Origin of the sequence: Polaribacter aestuariivivens (genome assembly GCF_005885675.1) — a bacterium.
In the GTDB taxonomy this organism is placed as follows: Bacteria; Bacteroidota; Bacteroidia; order Flavobacteriales; family Flavobacteriaceae; genus Polaribacter; species Polaribacter aestuariivivens.
The window spans coordinates 614,627-635,754 of the sequence record NZ_VANR01000001.1 but is presented as its reverse complement, the minus strand read 5'-3'; the positions used below and the strand labels follow the sequence as shown (position 1 = coordinate 635,754).

Annotated in this window: 19 protein-coding genes and 4 tRNA genes; 15 read left to right on the top strand and 8 right to left on the bottom strand. The window is 30.5% G+C overall.

Features of this window, described 5'->3' with window-relative positions; genetic code table 11:
- Positions 1–37: 37 nt before the first annotated feature.
- The 4 genes from FDT66_RS02845 to FDT66_RS02830 are packed head-to-tail and all read right to left on the bottom strand — an operon-like array spanning position 38 to position 6,730.
- Positions 38–3,535: an efflux RND transporter permease subunit gene (locus FDT66_RS02845; RefSeq protein ID WP_138534627.1), complete on the bottom strand. Its 3,498-nt coding sequence runs from the start codon at positions 3,533–3,535 to the stop codon at positions 38–40.
- 7 nt (positions 3,536–3,542) lie between these two features.
- Positions 3,543–4,715, bottom strand: coding sequence for an efflux RND transporter periplasmic adaptor subunit (locus FDT66_RS02840; protein ID WP_138534626.1), 1,173 nt, complete (start codon positions 4,713–4,715; stop codon positions 3,543–3,545).
- A 10-nt stretch (positions 4,716–4,725) separates the two neighbouring features.
- Complete coding sequence (locus FDT66_RS02835; RefSeq protein ID WP_138534625.1) at positions 4,726–6,132, bottom strand: TolC family protein; 1,407 nt, start codon at positions 6,130–6,132, stop codon at positions 4,726–4,728.
- 1 nt (position 6,133) lies between these two features.
- Positions 6,134–6,730, bottom strand: a complete 597-nt coding sequence (locus tag FDT66_RS02830; RefSeq protein ID WP_138534624.1) for a TetR/AcrR family transcriptional regulator — start codon at positions 6,728–6,730, stop codon at positions 6,134–6,136.
- A 128-nt stretch (positions 6,731–6,858) separates the two neighbouring features.
- On the opposite strand from FDT66_RS02830, the gene FDT66_RS02825 reads away from it, so the two are divergent.
- From FDT66_RS02825 to FDT66_RS02815, 3 genes are all read left to right on the top strand, one after another.
- On the top strand, positions 6,859–7,830 hold the full coding sequence (locus tag FDT66_RS02825) for a polyprenyl synthetase family protein (protein ID WP_138534623.1): 972 nt from the start codon (positions 6,859–6,861) through the stop codon (positions 7,828–7,830).
- Positions 7,831–7,893: 63 nt separating this feature from the next.
- Positions 7,894–7,967 (top strand) — tRNA-Ile (locus FDT66_RS02820).
- Positions 7,968–8,123: 156 nt separating this feature from the next.
- Positions 8,124–8,309: a PID-CTERM protein-sorting domain-containing protein gene (locus FDT66_RS02815; protein ID WP_138534622.1), complete on the top strand. Its 186-nt coding sequence runs from the start codon at positions 8,124–8,126 to the stop codon at positions 8,307–8,309.
- Here FDT66_RS02815 and FDT66_RS02810 read toward each other — a convergent pair.
- Entirely contained in the window at positions 8,306–8,890 is a 585-nt protein-coding gene (locus FDT66_RS02810) for a riboflavin synthase (RefSeq protein ID WP_138534621.1), read from the bottom strand. The genes FDT66_RS02815 and FDT66_RS02810 overlap by 4 nt on opposite strands.
- Positions 8,891–8,949: 59 nt before the next feature.
- Here FDT66_RS02810 and pdxA point away from each other — a divergent pair, with 59 nt between their 5' ends.
- From pdxA to FDT66_RS02765, 9 genes are all read left to right on the top strand, one after another.
- The gene (pdxA, locus tag FDT66_RS02805; protein ID WP_138534620.1) at positions 8,950–9,984 is read left to right on the top strand and encodes a 4-hydroxythreonine-4-phosphate dehydrogenase PdxA; all 1,035 of its coding nucleotides are present in this window, start codon (positions 8,950–8,952) and stop codon (positions 9,982–9,984) included.
- A 156-nt stretch (positions 9,985–10,140) separates the two neighbouring features.
- The gene (locus FDT66_RS02800) at positions 10,141–10,677 is read left to right on the top strand and encodes a YceD family protein (protein WP_138534619.1); all 537 of its coding nucleotides are present in this window, start codon (positions 10,141–10,143) and stop codon (positions 10,675–10,677) included.
- A gap of 1 nt (position 10,678) precedes the next feature.
- Complete coding sequence (rpmF, locus tag FDT66_RS02795) at positions 10,679–10,873, top strand: 50S ribosomal protein L32 (protein ID WP_068361688.1); 195 nt, start codon at positions 10,679–10,681, stop codon at positions 10,871–10,873.
- 153 nt (positions 10,874–11,026) lie between these two features.
- Positions 11,027–12,022 carry a beta-ketoacyl-ACP synthase III gene (locus tag FDT66_RS02790; RefSeq protein WP_138534618.1) on the top strand — a complete coding sequence of 332 codons (996 nt, stop codon included), beginning with the start codon at positions 11,027–11,029 and terminating at the stop codon, positions 12,020–12,022.
- A 26-nt stretch (positions 12,023–12,048) separates the two neighbouring features.
- The gene (accB, locus tag FDT66_RS02785; RefSeq protein ID WP_138534617.1) at positions 12,049–12,531 is read left to right on the top strand and encodes an acetyl-CoA carboxylase biotin carboxyl carrier protein; all 483 of its coding nucleotides are present in this window, start codon (positions 12,049–12,051) and stop codon (positions 12,529–12,531) included.
- 83 nt (positions 12,532–12,614) lie between these two features.
- A complete protein-coding gene (gene accC, locus FDT66_RS02780; RefSeq protein WP_138534616.1) occupies positions 12,615–13,955 on the top strand; it encodes an acetyl-CoA carboxylase biotin carboxylase subunit in 1,341 nt (446 codons plus the stop codon).
- An 83-nt stretch (positions 13,956–14,038) separates the two neighbouring features.
- Positions 14,039–14,488, top strand: a complete 450-nt coding sequence (locus tag FDT66_RS02775; protein ID WP_138534615.1) for an Lrp/AsnC ligand binding domain-containing protein — start codon at positions 14,039–14,041, stop codon at positions 14,486–14,488.
- A 1-nt stretch (position 14,489) separates the two neighbouring features.
- Entirely contained in the window at positions 14,490–14,807 is a 318-nt protein-coding gene (locus FDT66_RS02770) for an Hpt domain-containing protein (RefSeq protein WP_138534614.1), read from the top strand.
- Positions 14,808–14,819: 12 nt separating this feature from the next.
- Complete coding sequence (locus tag FDT66_RS02765; RefSeq protein ID WP_138534613.1) at positions 14,820–15,515, top strand: LytR/AlgR family response regulator transcription factor; 696 nt, start codon at positions 14,820–14,822, stop codon at positions 15,513–15,515.
- A 263-nt stretch (positions 15,516–15,778) separates the two neighbouring features.
- Here the strand turns inward: FDT66_RS02765 and FDT66_RS02760 are convergent.
- From FDT66_RS02760 to FDT66_RS02750, 3 genes are all read right to left on the bottom strand, one after another.
- Positions 15,779–15,864 (bottom strand) — tRNA-Leu (locus tag FDT66_RS02760).
- Positions 15,865–15,887: 23 nt separating this feature from the next.
- Positions 15,888–15,959, bottom strand: a tRNA-Gly gene (locus tag FDT66_RS02755).
- Positions 15,960–15,980: 21 nt separating this feature from the next.
- Positions 15,981–16,054, bottom strand: a tRNA-Asn gene (locus FDT66_RS02750).
- Positions 16,055–16,236: 182 nt separating this feature from the next.
- Between FDT66_RS02750 and FDT66_RS02745 the strand changes: the two genes are divergently transcribed.
- The 3 genes from FDT66_RS02745 to FDT66_RS02735 all read left to right on the top strand — a co-directional run bounded on the left by FDT66_RS02745 (position 16,237) and on the right by FDT66_RS02735 (position 21,027).
- The gene (locus FDT66_RS02745) at positions 16,237–18,969 is read left to right on the top strand and encodes a 2-oxoglutarate dehydrogenase E1 component (protein WP_138534612.1); all 2,733 of its coding nucleotides are present in this window, start codon (positions 16,237–16,239) and stop codon (positions 18,967–18,969) included.
- A gap of 146 nt (positions 18,970–19,115) precedes the next feature.
- Positions 19,116–20,342 (top strand): 2-oxoglutarate dehydrogenase complex dihydrolipoyllysine-residue succinyltransferase, encoded by a 1,227-nt coding sequence (gene odhB, locus FDT66_RS02740; protein ID WP_138534611.1) that lies wholly within the window; start codon positions 19,116–19,118, stop codon positions 20,340–20,342.
- A 100-nt stretch (positions 20,343–20,442) separates the two neighbouring features.
- Positions 20,443–21,027, top strand: a complete 585-nt coding sequence (locus tag FDT66_RS02735; protein ID WP_222927905.1) for a hypothetical protein — start codon at positions 20,443–20,445, stop codon at positions 21,025–21,027.
- The last annotated feature ends 101 nt before the right edge of the window (positions 21,028–21,128 follow it).

Genomic DNA, 21,128 nt, shown 5'->3' with positions numbered 1-21,128 from the left:
TATCTCTTTTTTAATTTAAAATGTTTGCTAATAAAATTTAAGCAGTTTCTATTTTTTTCTTTAATTGATGTGGTAACTGTCCTTTAATTCTCATTTTTAATTTTGTAATTAAAAAGAATAAAATAGGAACAACAATTAGCGTTAAAAAGGTTGCTATTAACAATCCATAAATTACGGTTTTTGCTAAAGGTCCCCAAAAAACAACATTATCTCCACCCATATAAATATTTGCATCAAACTCACTAAATAACGTAAAGAAATTAATGTTTAAACCTATTGCTAAAGGAATTAAACCTAAAATAGTGGTAATTGCAGTTAACAAAACAGGTCTTAAACGTGCTTTACCTGCTTTTACAACAGTTTCATATAAACTATCTAAAGGTAAATAATCTTCGTCATCAACATTTTCTTTTATTTTTCTTCTATCAATTAATAATTGAGCATAATCTAACAATACAACTCCATTGTTTACTACAATTCCTGCCAATGAAATAATACCAACCATGGTCATCATAATTACAAAAGGAGCTCCAGTAATTACCAATCCGCCAAAAACACCAATAAAACTTAAAAAGATGGCTAACATGATAATTCCTGGTTTTGAAACCGAATTAAATTGAAAAATTAAAATGAAGAAAATTAACATTAAACCCGTAAAAAATGCACCCATTAGAAATGCCATTTGTTTATTTTGCTCTTCAATTTGACCTGTATAATCAATTTTAATTCCTTTAGGCAAATTTTTAAAACTTTTCATGGCTTGCTGTATTCTTGCCACAACTGCTCCAGCATCTGTTTCACCTGGAGAAAGTGCAGAGTATACAGTTACAACTCTTTTTACATCTTTGTGTTTTATAGCACTAAAACCAGAACTGTTGGTTTGTGATGCAACTGCAGAAACAGGAATTTCTTTAATTTGACCAGATGCAGGATCTCTAAACGTTATTTTCTGATTAAAAACAGCACTTTTGTCATATCTATCATCTTCGTTAAAACGAACGTAAATATCATAATCTTCTCCATTTTCTTTATAAATACCTGCTTTATTTCCAAAAATAGCAGCTCTTAATTGTTGCCCAACTTGACCAGTTGAAACACCTAATTCTCCTGCTTTTTTTCGATCTACCAAAACCTGCATTCCTGGTTTTGATTTATTTACATCTATCTTTAATTCATCTACACCAGAAATACTTTGGGTATTTAAAAAATCGCGCATTCTTTCTGCTGTAAAAATTAACTCTTCGTAATCCTCACCATTCAATTCAATATTAATTGGAGCTCCAGCAGGTGGTCCATTCGCATCTTTTTCAACAGAAATTAAAACTCCAGGATAAATACCAACTAATGCTTCTTGCACTTTTTGACGCAGCAATTCACTATCTTCTCCACGTCTGTATTTATACTCACGCATAGAAGCTGTAATTTTTCCTTTGTGTGGCATTTCTGCGGAAGAACCTCCATCCGTTTGTGGGTTTCCAGCACCTTCACCAACTTGAGAAACTGTACTTTCTACTAAAAAGTTATAATCTCCATCAGTATACATGTCTTGATTTAAAACTCCGAATACTTTTTGTTCGATTTCTTTGGTGATTTGATTTGTTTTCTCAATATCTGTTCCTTCAGGGTACTCTATATAAACAATAATTTGGTTTGGTTTGTTGTCTGGGAAAAATTCAATTTTTGTTCTTTGTTCACCAACAGACCAACCAAAACCTGCAAATGCAACAAATAATAAAATAAATGTTCCAAGTACTAAAATGTATGGAGCCCAACCAGAAAGTGCTTTTTTCAACTGTCTTTCGTACCAGTTTTCTAAAGAAACCAAAGTGTTTTTTTGAAAATAATTGGCAGCCTTTCTTAAGTATAAACGATACACCCACAACATAATTCCTGTAAAAATCATTAAAGTTCCTAAAGCATTATATTCTCCTCCAAAGAAGAAAATTAGCAACCCAACAACCGCCATTATACTTGTTAGTTTAATGATGTTTTTTAAAGGCATGTCTTTATCTTCTGTACTCATAAATTGAGAAACCAAAACAGAATTAAAGAAGATAGCAACAAATAAAGAAGAACCTAAAACAATAGATAATGTTATTGGTAAAATTACCATAAACTGTCCCATAATTCCTGGCCAAAGACCTAAAGGAATAAAAGCTGCAACTGTTGTTGCTGTAGAAATAATAATAGGAAATGCAATTTCTCCAATACCTTTTTTGGCAGCTTCAATTCTACTCATTCCTTCTTCATCCATTAAACGATATACGTTTTCTACCACTACAATTCCATTATCTACCAACATTCCAAGTCCCATAATTAAACCGAAAAGTACCATTGTATTTAATGTATAACCTAACGCTCCTAAAATCATTAAAGACATAAACATAGACATTGGTATGGCAAAACCAACGAAAATTGCGTTTTTAAATCCAAGGAAAAACATTAATACTATAACTACTAAAATAACTCCAAAAATGATGTTATTTACTAAATCATCTACTTGTCCAATAGTTTTTGGAGATTGATCATTTGCAATGGTTACTTTTAAATCTGGTGGAAAATTATTAGCTTTTGCATCTCTAACAATTACACCAATTTTATCTGCAGCAGCAACCATGTTTTCTCCAGATCTTTTCTTAACGTCTAACATTACAACAGGTTCACCATTTTCTCTTGCGTAAGTTGTTTTGTCTTTGTCTCTAAAGAAAATTTTGGCAACGTCTTTTAAGTAAATTGGATTTCCGTTTTCTGATTTGATCACAAAATCTCCTAAATCTGATGGTTTATCAATTTCTCCAATAATTCTAATGGTACGTCTTTGCTGACTTGTAATAAAATTACCTGCAGACATGGTTACGTTTCCACGGTTTATGGCGTTTGTAATATCATCAAAACTAACTTTGGCAGCCATCATTTTGTAAATATCTACAGCAACTTCTACTTCTTTTTCTTGTGCTCCTCGAATATCTACTTTTTTGATTTCTGTTAAGTCTTCAATTTCATCTTGTAAATATTCTCCATATTCTTTGAGTTTTGCAACAGGATAATTTCCAGAAATGTTGATGTTTAGAATTGGTATTTCTTCAGACATACTCAATTCAAAAACATTTGGTGTTACTTTTGCACCATTAAAAGTTGGCCAATCTTCGCCAGCAGTTTCTTGATCTATTTCGTCTTTTACCTTTTGTTTTGCTTTGTCAACAGCAATTTTTTCATCAAATTCTACCGTAATTATTGAGTAATCTTCTTGAGAAGTTGAAGTAATTTCAACTACATTACTTACAGATTTAAGTCTATCTTCTAACGGATTTGTAATCAATTTTTCAATATCTTCTGCAGTGTTTCCTGGATAAACAGAACTTATGTAAATTTTAGTTTCGTTTATTTCTGGAAAGTTTTCTCTAGGCATTGTAAAATATGCCGAAATTCCTAAATAAAGAATTAAAAACATCAAGACATAAATGGTGGTTTTGTTATTTATTGCCCAAGATGAAAGTTTAAATTCTTTATCTACGTTTTTATTTTTTTTCGCCATTTTCGTCTTATTTATTAATTACTTTCACAACCTGACCATTGTTTACACTTCTTGCACCTTCCATGATTATTTCTGCATCTGCTGCAAGGTTTTTTGTAACTTCAATTAAATCTCCTTGTGTTTTTCCTGTTTCTATAATAAGTCTTTCTGCAACTGCTTCATTATTGTCATTTTTATCTTTAATGATATAAATAAATTGCTCTTCTTTTGCATTTTCAGAAATTATAGATTGCGGAATTAAAATCGCGTTCGGATTTGTATAATCGTTTAATTTTAATCTTGCAGTTAGGTTTGGTTTTATATTTCCTGATGAATTTGGTATGCCAATTTCTATCTTAAATGATCTGTTACTTGGGTTGATGTAATTACCAACTTGTCTTATTTTAGAATTTACAGTTTCACCCAAAACAGGAAAATTTACCTCAACATCTTTGTTTTTTGTAATACTACCAATGTATGTTTCTGGAACTTCTGTTTCTATATACATATTAGAAAGGTTTACGATTCTAAAAATTTCTGAACCCATACCTGGAGCAACTACAGTTCCTCTTTCTTTAAAAACTTCATCTATTATTCCAGAAAATGGTGCTCTAATGGTAGATTTACCTAACTGACTTTTTAATTGTTTTACAGCATTTGTTTGTGATTCGTAATTTGTTTTTGCTTGTAGAAATTGAATTTCTGAGCCAATTTTTTGATCCCACAATCTTTTTTGACGCTCGTAAGTAGTTTTTGCTAATTGTGCGTTTGCTTCTAATTGTGCTAATTGAGAAGACATTCCTCCATCATCTATTTTTGCTAACACTTGACCTTTAGAAACTCTTTGGCCTTCTTTTACAAAAACACTTTCTAAAATCCCTGGCATTTCTGGATATACTAAAACATTTTGCTTTGTTTGTACGTTTCCTTGTAACTCAATAAAGTGTGTAAAAACTTCTTCTTTTACCTTATAAGTAGTAATTAATGGAATGTTTTTATCTTCATTTAAAGTATCTAGCTTGTCGTTAATTTTTTGCAATTCTGCAGCTATTTCTTGTTGTTTTGCATCTAAATCTGCTTTTTTAGATTTAATTTGTTCTACATCATTTGATGCTAAAACATCTTCTAAAGAAACTTCTTTTTTATCTCCACAAGAAGCGAAAACAAGCGATGCTAAAAGGATGGTGTATATTTTTTTCATGATATTTTGGTTATTTGATTGGTAAGTTTAATGCGTTTTCTAAAGCAGCTTTTTTGGCAATAACATCTAGCATAGATTGGATGTAATTTTGTTGCTGTGTATATAATTGATTTTGTGCTTGTAATAAATCGAAACTGGAAGAAATTCCTTCAAAAAACTTAATTCTTTGTTTCTTTTCTATTCTTTCTGCCAAACCAACATTTTTCTTATTTGTTTCGTAGTTTTGAATACTTAACTGATAATCGTTTTTTGCTTTTTGAGCTTGTAAAGACAATTTTTGTTTGGTTTCTTCTAATCTTAAATCTGCAGTTTCTAATGCTATTTTTGCTTGTGCAGTTTTAGATGTTCTTCCTAAACTACTAAAAATTGGAACGTTTAAACTTACACCAAATAAAGAAGATTGAAACCATTGTTGGTTACTGTCAAAAAATGAAAATGAGTCTGAAAAAGCTTGTGTACCATAATTTACAAAAGCACTTAAGCTTGGTAACGCTTTACTTTGTTCTAATTTCATCATTAATCGTTTTGTTTCTCTATCATTTTCAGAAATTTTAAAATCGATATGATTGTTGTAGTTAAATTCTGTATTTATTAGCGCCAAACTTATATTATCTTCAGCTAAGCCATCTAAAGAATCTGTTAGGGTTAATTTAGTATCAATTGGATTTCCCATAGAAAGATTTAACATTTGATAGGCAATTTCTTTCATTCGAATAACACTGTTTAATTGGTTTTTTAAGTTGCCTAAAGTAATTTCCAATTGCTCTACATCTTCCTCTTCATTCAATCCGTTTTCGTATATTTTTTTAGCATCATTAAAGTTTTTTTGTAAGATTTTTATGTTCCCTTCTAAAATTGAAATACTTTTTTCGGTTACCAAAACATTTCCATAAGCATTAATAACAGCCTCTCTTGTTATTAATTCAGTTTTTTCTTCTGCTTGCTTAGAAATTTTTAAAAATGTTTTTGACGCTTGTAGCCCAACTAAATAAGAACCATCAAACAGTAACTGTGTTAAAGTTACAGTTGCATTTACATTTTGCTTTGTTCCAAATACCACTGGAATAAAACCTTCTGGAGGTGTGGGTTCTCTGTTAGGCATCAAGTCGAAATAATCTTCCACAGTATTTACAGTAGAGGTGGTGTTGTCGAAAGCTGCAGCAGGTAATAATGATACTGGTTGTTTTAAAAAGTTTTGATAATCTACTTTTCCATTAATTTGAGGTAAACCAATTGTAGTGGTCTCCCAAACTTTTTCTTTTGCAGAGTTAATATCGTTTTTTGCAGCTCTTGTGTTGTAACTATTCTCTAAAGCAAAATCTATGGCCTCTTGTAGAGAAAAATTCATTATTTTCTCTTGTGCATTTATGGTTTGTATAAATGCAAAAAAAGAAAGTATGTAAATATATTTCTTCATTTTATAATTGATTGATTTTAAGTTGATTGTTTAATTCTTGCAAGCCCTTTTCAGTAGCAATTGCTCTTGTATGATACACTAAAACTTCTTGCTCTAATTTAGGTATTTTATAATTTTCTATGGTATTTTCATGAACACTAAAAACTAATGAAAAGTAAAATTGTGTTGCTAAATCTACATTTGTATCTTTTCTGTAATAGCCATCTTTAATTCCTTTTTCAATATTCTTTTTTAAACACTCAGAAAATAGAACAATTTCTTTCTCCATCGTTTTCTGATGAACTTGCGGATAATATTTTTTAAGTTGATAAATTGGCGATGATGGAGAATTTTGAAACATTTCTTTAAACATTTTTTTTATTTCAAAATTTTCTTCAATCGCATTATATCCTCTCTCAGAAATCATATTTACACTCGCTAAACAAGATTCGTGAAGCGTAGATGTAGTTTCTTCAACCAAAGAATGTTTATTATTAAAATATTTATAGAGCGTTTTTTTAGATATGCCTAATTCATTGGCAATATCATCCATAGTTACACTCTTAAAACCTAATTTTAAGAAAAGTTCTCCAGCCTTTATAATAATTTTATCTTTCATAATTTAGATGCAAATGTACGAATGGAAACTTTAGAAACAAAAAAAGTTTCCAAAGTTTTAATCTTTTTTTAACGTTTCATTTAGAAAGTAAAATTTCTTTACATTATTTTTACAAAAAAAATAAGATTTTGGATATTCTACATTATCAAAAAGATTTTCTAAACTATTTAGAAGCACAGACTTGGGTTAGAGAACCTAAAAATTTATATGAGCCTATAGATTATATTCTTCAACTTGGAGGCAAAAAAATACGGCCTATTTTAACTTTAATGGCTGCAGATATTTTTTCTTCTGATTATATAAAAGCAATGCCAGCTGCTCTAGCTGTTGAGGTGTTTCATAATTTTACATTAATTCATGATGATATTATGGATGCTGCACCATTAAGAAGAGGAAAAGTAACCGTTCATGAAAAATGGAGTATTAACACAGGTATTCTTTCCGGTGATGCTATGTTAATTTTGGCATATCAATATTTTGAAAATTATGAACCAATAGTTTTTCAAAAGTTGGCAAAACTATTTAGTAAAACAGCTATAGAGGTTTGTGATGGACAACAATTAGATGTAGATTTTGAAACTAGAAATGATGTAACTATTGATGAATATATTAACATGATTCGCTTAAAAACATCAGTTTTAGTTGCTGCAGCTTTAAAAATGGGAGCTATTGTTTCTAAAACCGATGATAAAAATGCCGATTTAATATACGATTTTGGTTTAAATTTAGGATTGGCATTTCAACTTCAAGATGACTATTTAGATACTTTTGGTAACCCAGAAACATTCGGAAAACAAGTTGGTGGAGACATTATAGAAAATAAAAAAACATACCTTTATTTAAAAGCTCTAGAAGTAGCAAGTGAAGATGAAGTGGGAAAACTAAAATATTTATATAGAAAAAAGAGAAAAGAGAATACAGTTAAAATAGCAGACGTCAAAAGAATTTTTTTATTAAATGAAATTCCTATATTAATAAAAGAAGAAATAGAGAGTTATACAAACAAAGCATTTGAAACTTTAAATCATATGGATATTAAAGAAACAGACAAAAAAAACCTCAAAAACTTTGGTTTGTGGTTAATGAACAGGTCTGTTTAAGTATTTTTACTTTTTTGTTGCAAAATAATTAAAATAAATAGTACATTTGCACCCAATAATTTCGGTCCCATAGCTCAGTTGGTTAGAGCACCTGACTCATAATCAGGTGGTCCTTGGTTCGAGCCCAAGTGGGACCACTTTATTTTAAAAGCCTTACGGAAATGTAAGGTTTTTTTGTTTTGTATAAATTTTAAAATATTTATTTGAGGCTATTTTAATTTTTTGCAAACATTAATTTAATTATTATATATTTGCAAAATATATTTCAAAATTTTAATCTGGGGGGATATAAAATGAAGAAAAATCTTTTATTAGTACTGTTTACAGTACTTATCTTTACATCTATGGTGAATGGTCAAATTGTACCACCACCAGTACCACCACCACCACCACCTGGTCTTCCAGTTGATGGAGGGTTAATAGTGCTTTTACTTTCCGGTATTATTTATGGTGTAAAAAAATTAAAAAGTAATTTTTAATTTTTAGTTAATCTTGCAACATATTTTCCGATTACGTCAAACTCTAAATTTACTTTATCATTTATTTTTAAGGTTTTAAATGAAGTATTATTTAAAGTATAAGGTATAATTGCTACACTAAAAGAATTTTTTTTAGAATTTACAACAGTTAAACTTACTCCGTTAACGGTTATGGAACCTTTTTCTATAGTAATATTATTTTTCTCAGCATGATATTGAAATGTAAAAAGTGTACTTCCGTTTTGATTCTCAATATTCGTACATATTCCAGTTTCGTCTACATGACCTTGAACAATATGTCCATCCAATCTGTCACCTAATTTCATAGCACGTTCTAAGTTTACTTCCGAAGACGTTTTAAGAAACCCAATATTTGTTTTATCTATTGTTTCTTTAATTGCTGTAACAGTATACTCATCTTTATTTATGGCAACTACAGTTAAACAAACACCATTGTGAGCCACACTTTGATCAATTTTTAACTCGTTAGTAATATTACTTTTAATAGTAAAGTGAATATTTTCTTGTTCCTTTTCGATATTTGTTACAACACCAAGTGTTTCTATAATTCCTGTAAACATTTCGCTAAATTTTGGTTACTTTTGTACAAATCAAAAATACTAATATTACAAGAGTTACTATGGATAAATCTGATAAAATTATTGTTGGAATTTCAATTGGAGATTTAAACGGAATTGGAATAGAAGTAATTTTAAAAACATTTGAAGATAAAAGGATGTTAGATTTTTGTACTCCGGTTTTATTTGGAGCTACTAAAGTTATTTCTTACCATAAAAAAGCACTAAATTTAGAAATGCCAGTTCACGGAATTTCATCCGTTAATCAAATTAATCACAATAAAATTAATGTTTTAAATATTTGGAAAGAAGAAGTTTCTATTGATTTAGGTCAGTCTACAAAAATATCAGGAGAGTATGCTGCCAAATCGTTGGCAAGTGCTATGGAGCATTTAAAAGAAGATAAAATAGACGTTTTGCTAACTGCCCCTATCAATAAAGATAATATTCAATCAGAAACATTTAATTTCCCTGGTCATACAGAATATTTAGAAGCAAATTTAGACGGTGAAAGTTTAATGATTTTAATGACAGATAAATTAAGAATTGGTCTTATAACAGGTCACATTCCAATTTCAAAAGTTGCTGAAGCAATAACACCAGAACTTATAAAAACTAAAGTTGAAGTAATGCATGTATCTTTAAAAAAGGATTTTGGAATTAGCAAACCAAAAATCGCAGTTTTAGGTTTAAATCCTCATTGTGGTGATAAGGGGGTTATAGGAAAAGAAGATGATGAAATCATAACACCTACTATTAATGAAATTAAAAAAACAGGAAAACTCGTTTTTGGGCCTTATGCTGCAGATGGTTTTTTTGGTTCAGAAACTTACAAACAATTTGATGGTGTTTTAGCAACCTATCACGATCAGGGTTTAGCTCCCTTTAAAGCACTTTCTTTTGGAAATGGTGTAAACTTTACAGCAGGTTTAAACAAAATAAGAACTTCTCCAGATCATGGAACAGGTTTTGACATTGCAGGAAAAAACTTAGCTAATTCATCTTCTTTTAAAGAAGCTTTATTTGCAGCAATTCAAATTTTTAGAAATAGAAACGAACATGTAGAACTCACCCAAAATGTATTACCAATAAAATAATAAATTTTTCTAATTTAAAACTGTAAATACAAAGAATGAAGGTGGGGGTATTTAACCATAAAAAAGTTTTTACTATTAATTAAATTCTTTTTTTGAAAGAAAAGATTGTATGAAAACATTTTTTTATATCTTTGCACGCTCAATTGATGTATGGTAATGAAAGACTTAAAACAATTCAACATATCGTTTGTAGGATTAAAAGAAGGTAAACATATATTTGAATACAAGATTGATAATACGTTCTTTAGTAAATTTAATTATGAGGATTTTGAAAAATCATCAGTAAATGTAACATTAGAATTTGTAAAAAAAAGTACTTTATTTGAACTTGTTTTTACAGCTGAAGGAACTGTAAATGTTCCTTGTGACGTAACAAACGAAATGTTTGACCAAAAAATAACATCAGTATTACCATTAGTTGTTAAGTTTGGGCCAGAATATAATGATGATAATGAAGAAATTTTAATATTACCTCATGAAGCGTATCAATTTAATGTAGCACAGTTTATTTATGAAATGATTGTGTTGGCAGTTCCAAACAAAAGAGTACATCCAAAAGTTATTGATGGTACAATGGAATCTGAAGCATTAAAAAAATTAAAAGAATTACAAATAAAAAAAGTAAAAACTGTTGAAACAACAGACCCAAGATGGGATAAATTAAAGAATTTAATAACAGATAAAAAGACATAAAATGGCACATCCTAAAAGAAAAATATCCAAAACAAGAAGAGATAAAAGGAGAACACATTATAAAGCATCTGCACAACAGATAGCTACAGACCCAACAACTGGTGAAGCACACTTATACCACAGAGCTCACTGGCATGAAGGTAAATTATACTACAGAGGTCAAGTAGTATTAGAGTCTGCAGCAGCAGAAGCATAAAAAATTTTTATTTTATATAAAAAACCCTCAATATTGAGGGTTTTTTTGCGTTTTTATACTAGATTTCATGGTTTTTGATAACTTTTTTACCTAAAAGTGAAAATATTTTCATTACTTTGAAGTTCCTTAACATTTGGATAACAAACAAAAATTATGACTAAAATCACTGCAGCAATTTCAGCTGTTGGAAAGTATGTTCCAGAATACGTTTTAACAAATAAAGAGTTAGAAAGTTTTGTAGATACTAACGATGAGTGGATTACAACAAGAACTGGAATAAAAGAAAGAAGGATACTAAAAGGAGAAGGTTTAGGTACTTCTTATATGGCTATTAAAGCTTCTGAAGATTTGATAAAAAAATCAAATATTAACCCAGAAGAAATAGATTTAGTAATTGTTGCAACTGCAACACCAGATTTACCAGTAGCCTCAACAGCAGCATATGTAGCAACAGAAATAGGTGCAATAAATGCTTTTGGTTACGATTTACAAGCAGCATGTTCTAGCTTTTTATATGGTATGTCTACAGCTTCAAGTTATATTGAATCTGGTAGATACAAAAAAGTATTATTAATAGGAGCAGATAAAATGTCTTCAATTATAGATTATAAAGATAGAGCTACTTGTATTATTTTTGGAGATGGAGCAGGAGCAGTTTTGTTTGAACCAAACTCAGAAGGTTTAGGTTTACAAGATGAGTATTTAAGAAGTGATGGAATTGGAAGAGACTTTTTAAGAATCGAAGCTGGAGGCTCTATCATGCCAGCAACAATTGAAACTGTAAAAGAAAAAAAGCATTTTGTATATCAAGAAGGTAAAACAGTTTTTAAATATGCTGTTTCTAATATGGCAGATGTTGCAGAAAAAATGCTTATAAGAAATAATCTTACAGAACCAGAAATACAATGGTTGGTAGCACATCAAGCAAACAAAAGAATTATTGAAGCTACAGCAAACAGAGTAGGAGTATCATCAGAAAAAGTAATGATGAATATTCATAGATATGGAAACACAACTTCCGCAACATTACCTTTGTTATTAGCAGATTATGAAAAAGAACTAAAAAAAGGAGATAATTTAATTTTTGCCGCATTTGGTGGAGGTTTCACTTGGGGAGCTGCATACTTAAAATGGGCATACAACTCATAAATACAAACAACTAAACAATAAGAAAAATGGATATTAAAGAAATTCAAAATCTTATAAAATTTGTAGCTAAATCTGGCGCTAGCGAGGTAAAGTTAGAAATGGAAGATGTAAAAATTACAATTAGAACAGGTTCAGACAAAACGGAAACTACAATTGTACAAGCAGCACCAATGCAACAAGCTGTGCCAATGCAACAAGTTGCGGCTCCACAAAATGTAGCTCCTCAAACAGAAGAAGCTCCAGCAGCAGATGATAAGGCTGATGCAAACTTAATTACTATAAAATCTCCAATTATTGGAACATTTTATAGAAAGCCAGCTCCAGAAAAACCAAATTTTGTAGAAGTAGGCTCTGAAATTAATGTTGGAGATACAGTTTGTGTTATCGAAGCAATGAAATTATTTAACGAAATAGAGTCTGAATTATCAGGTAAAATAGTTAAAGTATTAGTAGACGATTCTTCTCCAGTAGAATTTGATCAACCTTTATTTTTAGTAGATCCGTCGTAATATTTAGAGTTTAGATTTTTAGAGTTTAGATTTTAGACTTTCTAACTCATAACTCATAACTTATAACTTATAACTCTTAAATTATGTTTAAAAAAATATTAATTGCCAATAGAGGTGAAATTGCTTTACGTGTAATTAGAACCTGTAAAGAAATGGGTATCAAAACTGTAGCAGTATATTCTACTGCAGATGCCGAAAGTTTGCATGTAAGGTTTGCAGATGAAGCAGTTTGTATTGGTCCACCAGCAAGTTCAGAATCATATTTAAAAATGCCAAATATTATTGCAGCTGCAGAAATCACAAATGCAGACGCAATTCATCCAGGTTATGGTTTTTTATCAGAAAACGCTAAATTTTCTAGACTTTGTGAAGAACACAATATCAAGTTTATTGGAGCAACTGGTGATATGATAGATCAAATGGGAGACAAAGCAAACGCAAAAGCTACTATGAAAGCTGCTGGTGTGCCATGTGTTCCTGGAAGTGAAGGTGTAATATCTGATTTTGAAGAATGTGAAAAGTTAGCAAAAGAAACAGGTTACCCAGTAATGCTAAAAGCCTCTGCAGGTGGAGGTGGAAAAGGAATGAGAGCGGTATGGAAAGCTGAAAACTTAAAAGAAGCTTGGGATTCTGCAAGACAAGAATCTAAAGCAGCTTTTGGTAACAACGATATGTATATGGAAAAGCTTATAGAAGAGCCAAGGCATATAGAAATTCAAATCGTTGGAGATTCTTACGGAAAAGCTTGTCATTTATCTGAAAGAGATTGTTCTGTTCAAAGACGTCACCAAAAGTTAACAGAAGAAACTCCTTCTCCATTTATGACAGATGAATTAAGAGAAGCTATGGGTAATGCAGCTGTAAAAGCGGCAGAATTCATAAAATATGAAGGCGCAGGTACAGTAGAGTTTTTAGTTGATAAACACAGAAATTTCTACTTTATGGAAATGAATACTCGAATTCAAGTAGAACACCCAATTACTGAAGAAGTTGTTAATTACGATTTAATTCGCGAACAAATTTTGGTAGCTGCTGGAGTGCCTATTTCAGGTAAAAATTACTATCCACAATTACATTCTATAGAGTGTAGAATTAATGCAGAAGATCCGCACAATAATTTTAGACCTGCACCAGGAAAAATTACAACATTACATACACCTGGAGGTCATGGAGTAAGAATGGATACGCATGTGTACGCAGGTTATATGATTCCACCAAACTATGACTCTATGATTGCAAAACTTATTGTAACTGCTCAAACAAGAGAAGAAGCAATAAATAAAATGAAAAGAGCATTAGATGAATTTGTTATTGAAGGTGTAAAAACTACAGTGCCTTTCCACAGGCAATTAATGGATCATCCAGATTATGTTTCCGGAAATTATACAACTAAATTTATGGAAGATTTTGTAATAAAGCCATAATTTAGTTTTTTATATTATTATGAAAGATAGAGAATACAATTTGTGTTCTCTATTTTTTTACCTTTATACAAAATAAATGCAAAATGAAAATTGACGGAATAGACAAGATAATTATAAAAACCCTCACAAAAGATGCTCGTACACCAGTTTTAAGCATTGCTAGAGAAGTCGGAATTTCTGGAGCAGCCATTCATCAAAGGCTGAAAAAGTTAGAAAAATCTAAGCTGATAGAAGGTTATAAAATGATTTTAAATCCTAAATCTTTAGGATATACAACAACCGCATTTGTAGGAATTTTCATAAACGCAACTAGCGAAACATCAGTAATTGTAAAAAAAATAAAAAATATTCCAGAAGTAGTAGAAAGTCATTTCACAACTGGTAATTATCCTATTTTTATCAAAATACTTTGTAAAAGTAACGATCACTTATTAGATATTTTACAAAATAATATTCAAACGATTAAAGGTATTTCTAGAACAGAAACCTTAATTTCTTTGAATCAACAAATAAAGCGTCAAATTTCTATCTAATATGGAAACTCCCAATTTAAATTACGTACGTGAAATTTCAGGAGGAGATAAAGATTTTGAGGCTTCAATGCTATCAATTTTAAAAGCTGAATTTCCGTTAGAATTTCTCACACTAAAAAAAAATTTTGAAAATAATAATTTCGAACAAGTCTCATTAGATATTCACAAAATAAAGCACAAAATTAGCATGCTTGGGATGAAAAAAAGTTTTGAATTAGCTTCTGAATTAGAACGAAATATAAAAAATGGAGATTTAGAACAATACAACAAATTTGTAGATGTTTTAAATAGAATTAATGTATATTTAAATACTAAATAAGTATCCAAAGTTATGAATTGTATAATTGTTGATGATGACGCCACTGCAAGATTGGTAATAAAGCAGCTTTGTAAACAAACAGAATTATTGGTTAAAGAAGAGTTCTCTTCTGCTATAGATGCTATAAAATATTTGAATTCAAATACAGTGGAAATCGTTTTTTTAGACATTCATATGCCAACTTTTTCAGGGTTTGACTTTATAAAAACATTAAAAACGTCACCAAAAATAATTCTTACTACTTCCGATAAAGAATTTGCACTAGAAGCTTTTGAATATGACTCTGTAGTAGATTATTTATTAAAACCAATAAAGTTAAATCGTTTTTTGAAGTCTATAGAAAAGCTGTCTAAAATTAAAAACAAGACAAATAAAGAGAATTTAAAAACAGAAAATCAAGATTATATATTTGTAAATGTCGATAAGAGATTAATTAAAATAAATATTCCAGAAATTTTATTAATTGAAGCAAAAGGTGATTATATAAATATAAAAACAGAAAAGAAAAATTTTATAGTACATTCTACATTAAAAAAAGTTGACAAAAAATTACCATCTAATACCTTTATGAGAATTCATAGATCTTATATTATTAATACAGATAAAATAATTGATATTCAAGACAATTCTGTGTTGATACAAAAACATGTAATTCCAATAAGCAGATCACATAAAAGTGCTCTTATAGAAAAACTGAATTTGCTATAGTTCGTTAATCTTCAATTCCAAACTATTCAACTATTGTTTTATTTCTTTCATCGAAAATAAATCTCAATCTAAAAAGGAAATCTTTTATTTGTAGTGTAATTCTTAAAGAGTTATAATTTTTTATAATAGGTTATAGTAGTACAATAAGATAATCATAAATTGGGGGATTTATAGATTATTAAAACAAGAGTTGAATTTTTTTCAACTCTTGTTTTTTTGTCATAAAAACAAAAAACCGTAACAACTAAATGTTACGGTTTTTGTACTGAAGATGGGACTTGAACCCATACGAGCATTACTGCTCACTGGATTTTAAGTCCAGCGTGTCTACCAATTCCACCACTTCAGCATTGGTATTTTTTTTCATAATAGAGCGAAAGACGGGATTTGAACCCGCGACCCTCACCTTGGCAAGGTGATGCTCTACCCCTGAGCTACTTTCGCAGTCAATGTATTATGAACTTGCTCCTCTTCAAGGACTCGAACCTTGGACCCTCTGATTAACAGTCAGATGCTCTAACCAACTGAGCTAAAGAGGAGTTTGCTACACATTTTGTGTTTAGCGAGTGCAAATATATATCTTTTTAATACATCTCCAAATAAAATTCAAAAAAAAATAAATTTTTTTTGAATTTTTATAACAAAAATAAATTCTTCCTTTATTTCAAATATTGTATTTTTGTTTCTAGAATAAGCTTATATACAAAGCACAAAAAATTATATGGACAAATTTTCGTTCTTAAACGCAGCACATACAGGCTTTATAGCCGATTTATACGATCAATACTTAGTTAATCCAGATGCAATTGAACCAAGTTGGAGAAGTTTTTTTCAAGGTTATGATTTAGCAAATGAAGACTATTCTTTAACGGACGTAAAAAATTCTTCAGAAATTCCACAAGAAGTAAAAAAAGAGTTTTTAGTTGTAGACTTAATAAACGGTTACAGAACACGTGGTCATTTATTTACAAAAACAAATCCTGTAAGAGAAAGAAGGCAATACAAACCAACTCTAGAAATTGAAGAGTTTGGTTTGACAAAAGACGATCTTGATAAAGAATTTTCTGCTGGCGATGTTTTAGGTTTAGGTAGAGTTAAACTATCTGAAATCATAGATCATTTAAAAAATATATACTGCGACTCTATTGGAGTAGAGTATATGTATATGCGAAATCCAGAAAAATTAAAATGGTGGCAAAATCGTTTAAATGAAAATGACAACCATCCAAAATACTCAATTGAAGCAAAAAAATATATTTTAGGAAAGCTAAATCAGGCTGTTACTTTTGAGAGTTTTTTGCAAACTAAATATGTAGGTCAAAAAAGATTTTCTTTGGAAGGAGGAGAGGCATTAATTCCAGGAATAAGTGTCGCTCTAAGAGAAGCAGCTGAAACGTTTGGGGTAAAAGAATGTGTATTAGGTATGGCACACAGAGGTCGTTTAAATACTTTAGTAAACATATTTAAAAAGCCTGTAAGAGATTTGTTTAGTGAATTTGAAGGTAAAGATTTTGAAGATGATGATATTGATGGTGATGTAAAATACCACTTAGGTTTAACCTTAAGTAAAACGTATAGAGATGGTAATGAAATAAAAATGAATTTAGTGCCAAATCCATCTCACTTAGAAACTGTAGCAGCTGTTGCAGAAGGAATCACAAGAGCAAAAATTGATAGAAAGTACGATGGAGATTCTAGTAAAATTCTTCCAATAGTAATTCATGGAGATGCAGCAATTGCGGGCCAAGGAATCGCCTATGAAGTGGTTCAAATGGCAAAACTAAATGGCTACAAAACTGGAGGAACAATTCACATAGTAGTAAATAATCAAATAGGTTTTACTACAAATTACTTAGATGCGCGTTCAAGTACTTACTGTACAGATGTAGGTAAGGTAACATTATCGCCAGTTTTACATGTAAATGCGGATGATACAGAAGCAGTTTGTCATGCAATGACAATGGCATTAGAATTTAGAATGCGGTTTAAAACTGATATTTTCATAGATTTATTAGGATATAGAAAATATGGACATAACGAAGGTGATGAACCTCGTTTTACACAGCCAAAACTATACAAAGCCATCTCAAAACATGAAAATGTTAAAGATATTTATGCAGGTAAATTATTAGAGGAAGGTAGCATAGATAAAGATTACCTATCTGAAATTACATCAGAATTTAAAGGAATGTTAGAGCGCGAGTTCGATTTATCTAAGGAAGATAAAACTTCTAAAGTAAAAGAATTTATGCAATCTACATGGGAAGGTTTTGAACGTGAAGAACTGGAAAGTATGTTAGAAGCTGTAGATACTTCTTACAGCGTAAATCAATTAAAAAATATTTCTAAAGTAGTTTCCACAGTTCCAAAAGGTGTAAAATTTGTTAGAAAAGCAGAACGTATTTTAAAAGGAAGAGCTAACATGGTTTTTGAAACAAACCAATTAGATTGGGGTATGGCAGAAACTTTAGCCTATGGTTCTTTAATGGAAGAAGGTTTTAATGTTAGAATTTCTGGACAAGATGTAGAAAGAGGAACTTTTTCACACAGGCATGCAATTTTAAGAGACGAAGTTACAGAAGAAAGAATAAATTTATTAAATACAAATCCAGATAATAAAGGGAAAATGTACATCTACAACTCTCTTTTATCTGAATATGGAGTATTAGGTTTTGATTATGGATATGCAATGGCTAATCCAAATACATTAACCATTTGGGAAGCACAGTTTGGAGATTTTTCAAACGGAGCACAAATCATGTTTGATCAATATATTTCTGCTGCAGAAGATAAATGGAAACTACAAAACGGAATTGTAGTTTTATTACCTCATGGTTATGAAGGCCAAGGTTCAGAACATTCTTCAGCAAGAATAGAACGTTATTTACAATTATGTGCAGAAGATAACATGACGTTGGCTAATTGTACAACACCAGCAAATTTCTATCACTTATTACGTCGTCAAATGAAACGTGATTATAGAAAACCATTGGTTGTATTTACTCCGAAAAGTTTATTACGTCACCCTAAAGTAATTTCTTCTATCGAAGATTTAGCAACTGGTGAATTTCAAGAAGTAATAGACGATACTATAACCCCAGAAAAGGTTACAAAGTTGGTTTTCTGTATGGGTAAATTCTATTACGATTTATTAGAAGAAAGAGAAAACTTAGAAAGAGAAGATATTGCTTTGGTAAGAATTGAACAATTATTTCCATTGCATATAGAAAAATTACAGAAAGTCATAGATAGATATCCAAATGTGAAAGATTATATTTGGGCACAAGAAGAACCAAGAAACATGGGCGCTTGGAGCTTTATGTTAGAACGTTTCGATTTGGTAAAATTAAATGTTCGTTCTCGTAAATACTATGCTGTTCCAGCAGCAGGTTCCAGCACCAGATTCAAAAAGCGTCATAAAGCGGTTATTGACAGTGTTTTTAGTAATGAGTAAGCGCGTTAAGGATTGAAACGACATCCTTTTTGCTTTTTTTTAGCAAAAAGATATAGTGGAAAGCCTGTTAAAACGCCTAAAAAATAAAAATAAAATAATTAAATTGAGGTGCTGAAACAAGTTCAGCATAAATAAAATAAGAAACCATGAGTGTTTTAGAAATGAAAGTTCCTTCTCCAGGAGAATCAATTACAGAAGTAGAAATTGCAACTTGGTTAGTTGAAGATGGAGATTACGTTGAAAAAGATCAACCAATTGCAGAAGTAGACTCTGACAAAGCTACATTAGAATTACCAGCTGAAGAAAGTGGAATAATTACTTTAAAAGCAGAAGAAGGTGATGCTGTTGCTGTTGGAGAAGTGGTTTGTTTAATAGATACTGATGGTAAAAAACCTGAGGGAGATACCACTGAAAAAACAGATTCTAAACCTACAAAAGAAGCGCCTACTAAAGAAAAAGCAGATGCTCCAAGCCAAGAGAAGAAAGAAACATATGCTTCTGGAGTTGCATCACCAGCAGCGAAAAAAGTATTAGCAGAAAAAGGAATGGATGGTTCTTCAATAAAAGGAACTGGAAAAGATGGTAGAATTACCAAAGATGATGCTGTAAAAGCAGTTCCATCTATGGGAACACAGCCTGCTAATGGAACTCGTGGAACAGAGCGTAAGAAAATGTCTATGTTACGTAGAAAAGTAGCAGAACGTTTGGTAGCTGTAAAAAGCGAAACTGCCATGTTAACAACATTTAACGAGGTGAACATGCAACCAATTTTTGATTTACGTAAAGAATATAAAGAAGACTTTAAAGCAAAACACGGAGTTGGTTTAGGGTTTATGTCTTTCTTTACTTTAGCGGTTGTGAGGGCTTTAAAAATGTACCCTGATGTAAATTCTATGATAGATGGAGATTATCAAATAAAACACGATTTTCAAGATATTTCTATTGCAGTATCTGGACCAAAAGGTTTAATGGTTCCTGTAATTAGAAATGCGGAAAACTTATCTTTTAGAGGAGTAGAAAGTGAAGTGAAACGTTTGGCTTTACGTGCTAGAGATGGACAAATTACTATTGATGAAATGACAGGAGGAACTTTTACAATTACCAATGGTGGTGTTTTCGGTTCTATGTTGTCTACACCAATAATAAATCCTCCACAAAGTGGAATTTTAGGAATGCACAATATTGTAAACAGACCTATTGCAGTTGATGGGGCAGTTACCATTGCACCAATTATGTATGTTGCATTGTCTTACGATCATAGAATTATTGATGGTCGTGAATCTGTAGGTTTTTTAGTAGCTGTTAAAGAAGCATTAGAAAATCCAGTTGAATTATTAATGGATAACAATCCTACAAAAGCATTAGAAATGTAGTAGTCAGTTTCACAAATGAGAATATAAAAAATCCTAGGTTAGAACTTGGGATTTTTTAGGATAAAATCAAAAAAATATTACTTTATTAAATTTTTATAAAATGAAAACTATTAAAATATGTGTATTGCTTTTTTCTATGTGTATTTTTAATTTAAATGCTCAAGAAAATACTGTAGAAAATAAAAATCCTTTAAAATTAAAATTTTTATTAGGTGGTGCTTTGGAATTTGGAGGTGATAGCGTTGCAGAAATTTATTTTGAAGACGATAGCAACCAATCTGTAAATGCAGGTCAAGGAGGTACCATTTTTGCAGGAGGAGAATTATTTTTTTCTGAATCACAAAAATTTTCTTTAAGAGCAACTGTTGGTTTTAAATATGTAACCACAAAGGCAACAAACTATAATATTACTTTAACAAGAATTCCACTAGATTTATCTGCAAATTATATGATTGGAAAAGATTTTAGATTAGCGGCAGGAATTGTTTCTCATCAAAATATTAAATTCAATGCAGATGGTTTAGGGGCTAATGAAACTTTTACTGGAGGCTTTGGACCTAAATTCGAATTTGGCTGGAAATGGATTGGTATAAGTTATACGATCATGAATTATCAAGATTCTTCTAATAAAACTTACAATGCAAATGCAATAGGTATTACTTTTAGTGGTAACCCATTCAAATAAATTGTTAGAGATCTAAGGAATTCAATCTCAAGTTAACGCTTGAGATTTTTTTATTTTAGTATCTTTCGAAATCTTTTGCAATATCTGATAATGTTGAAACA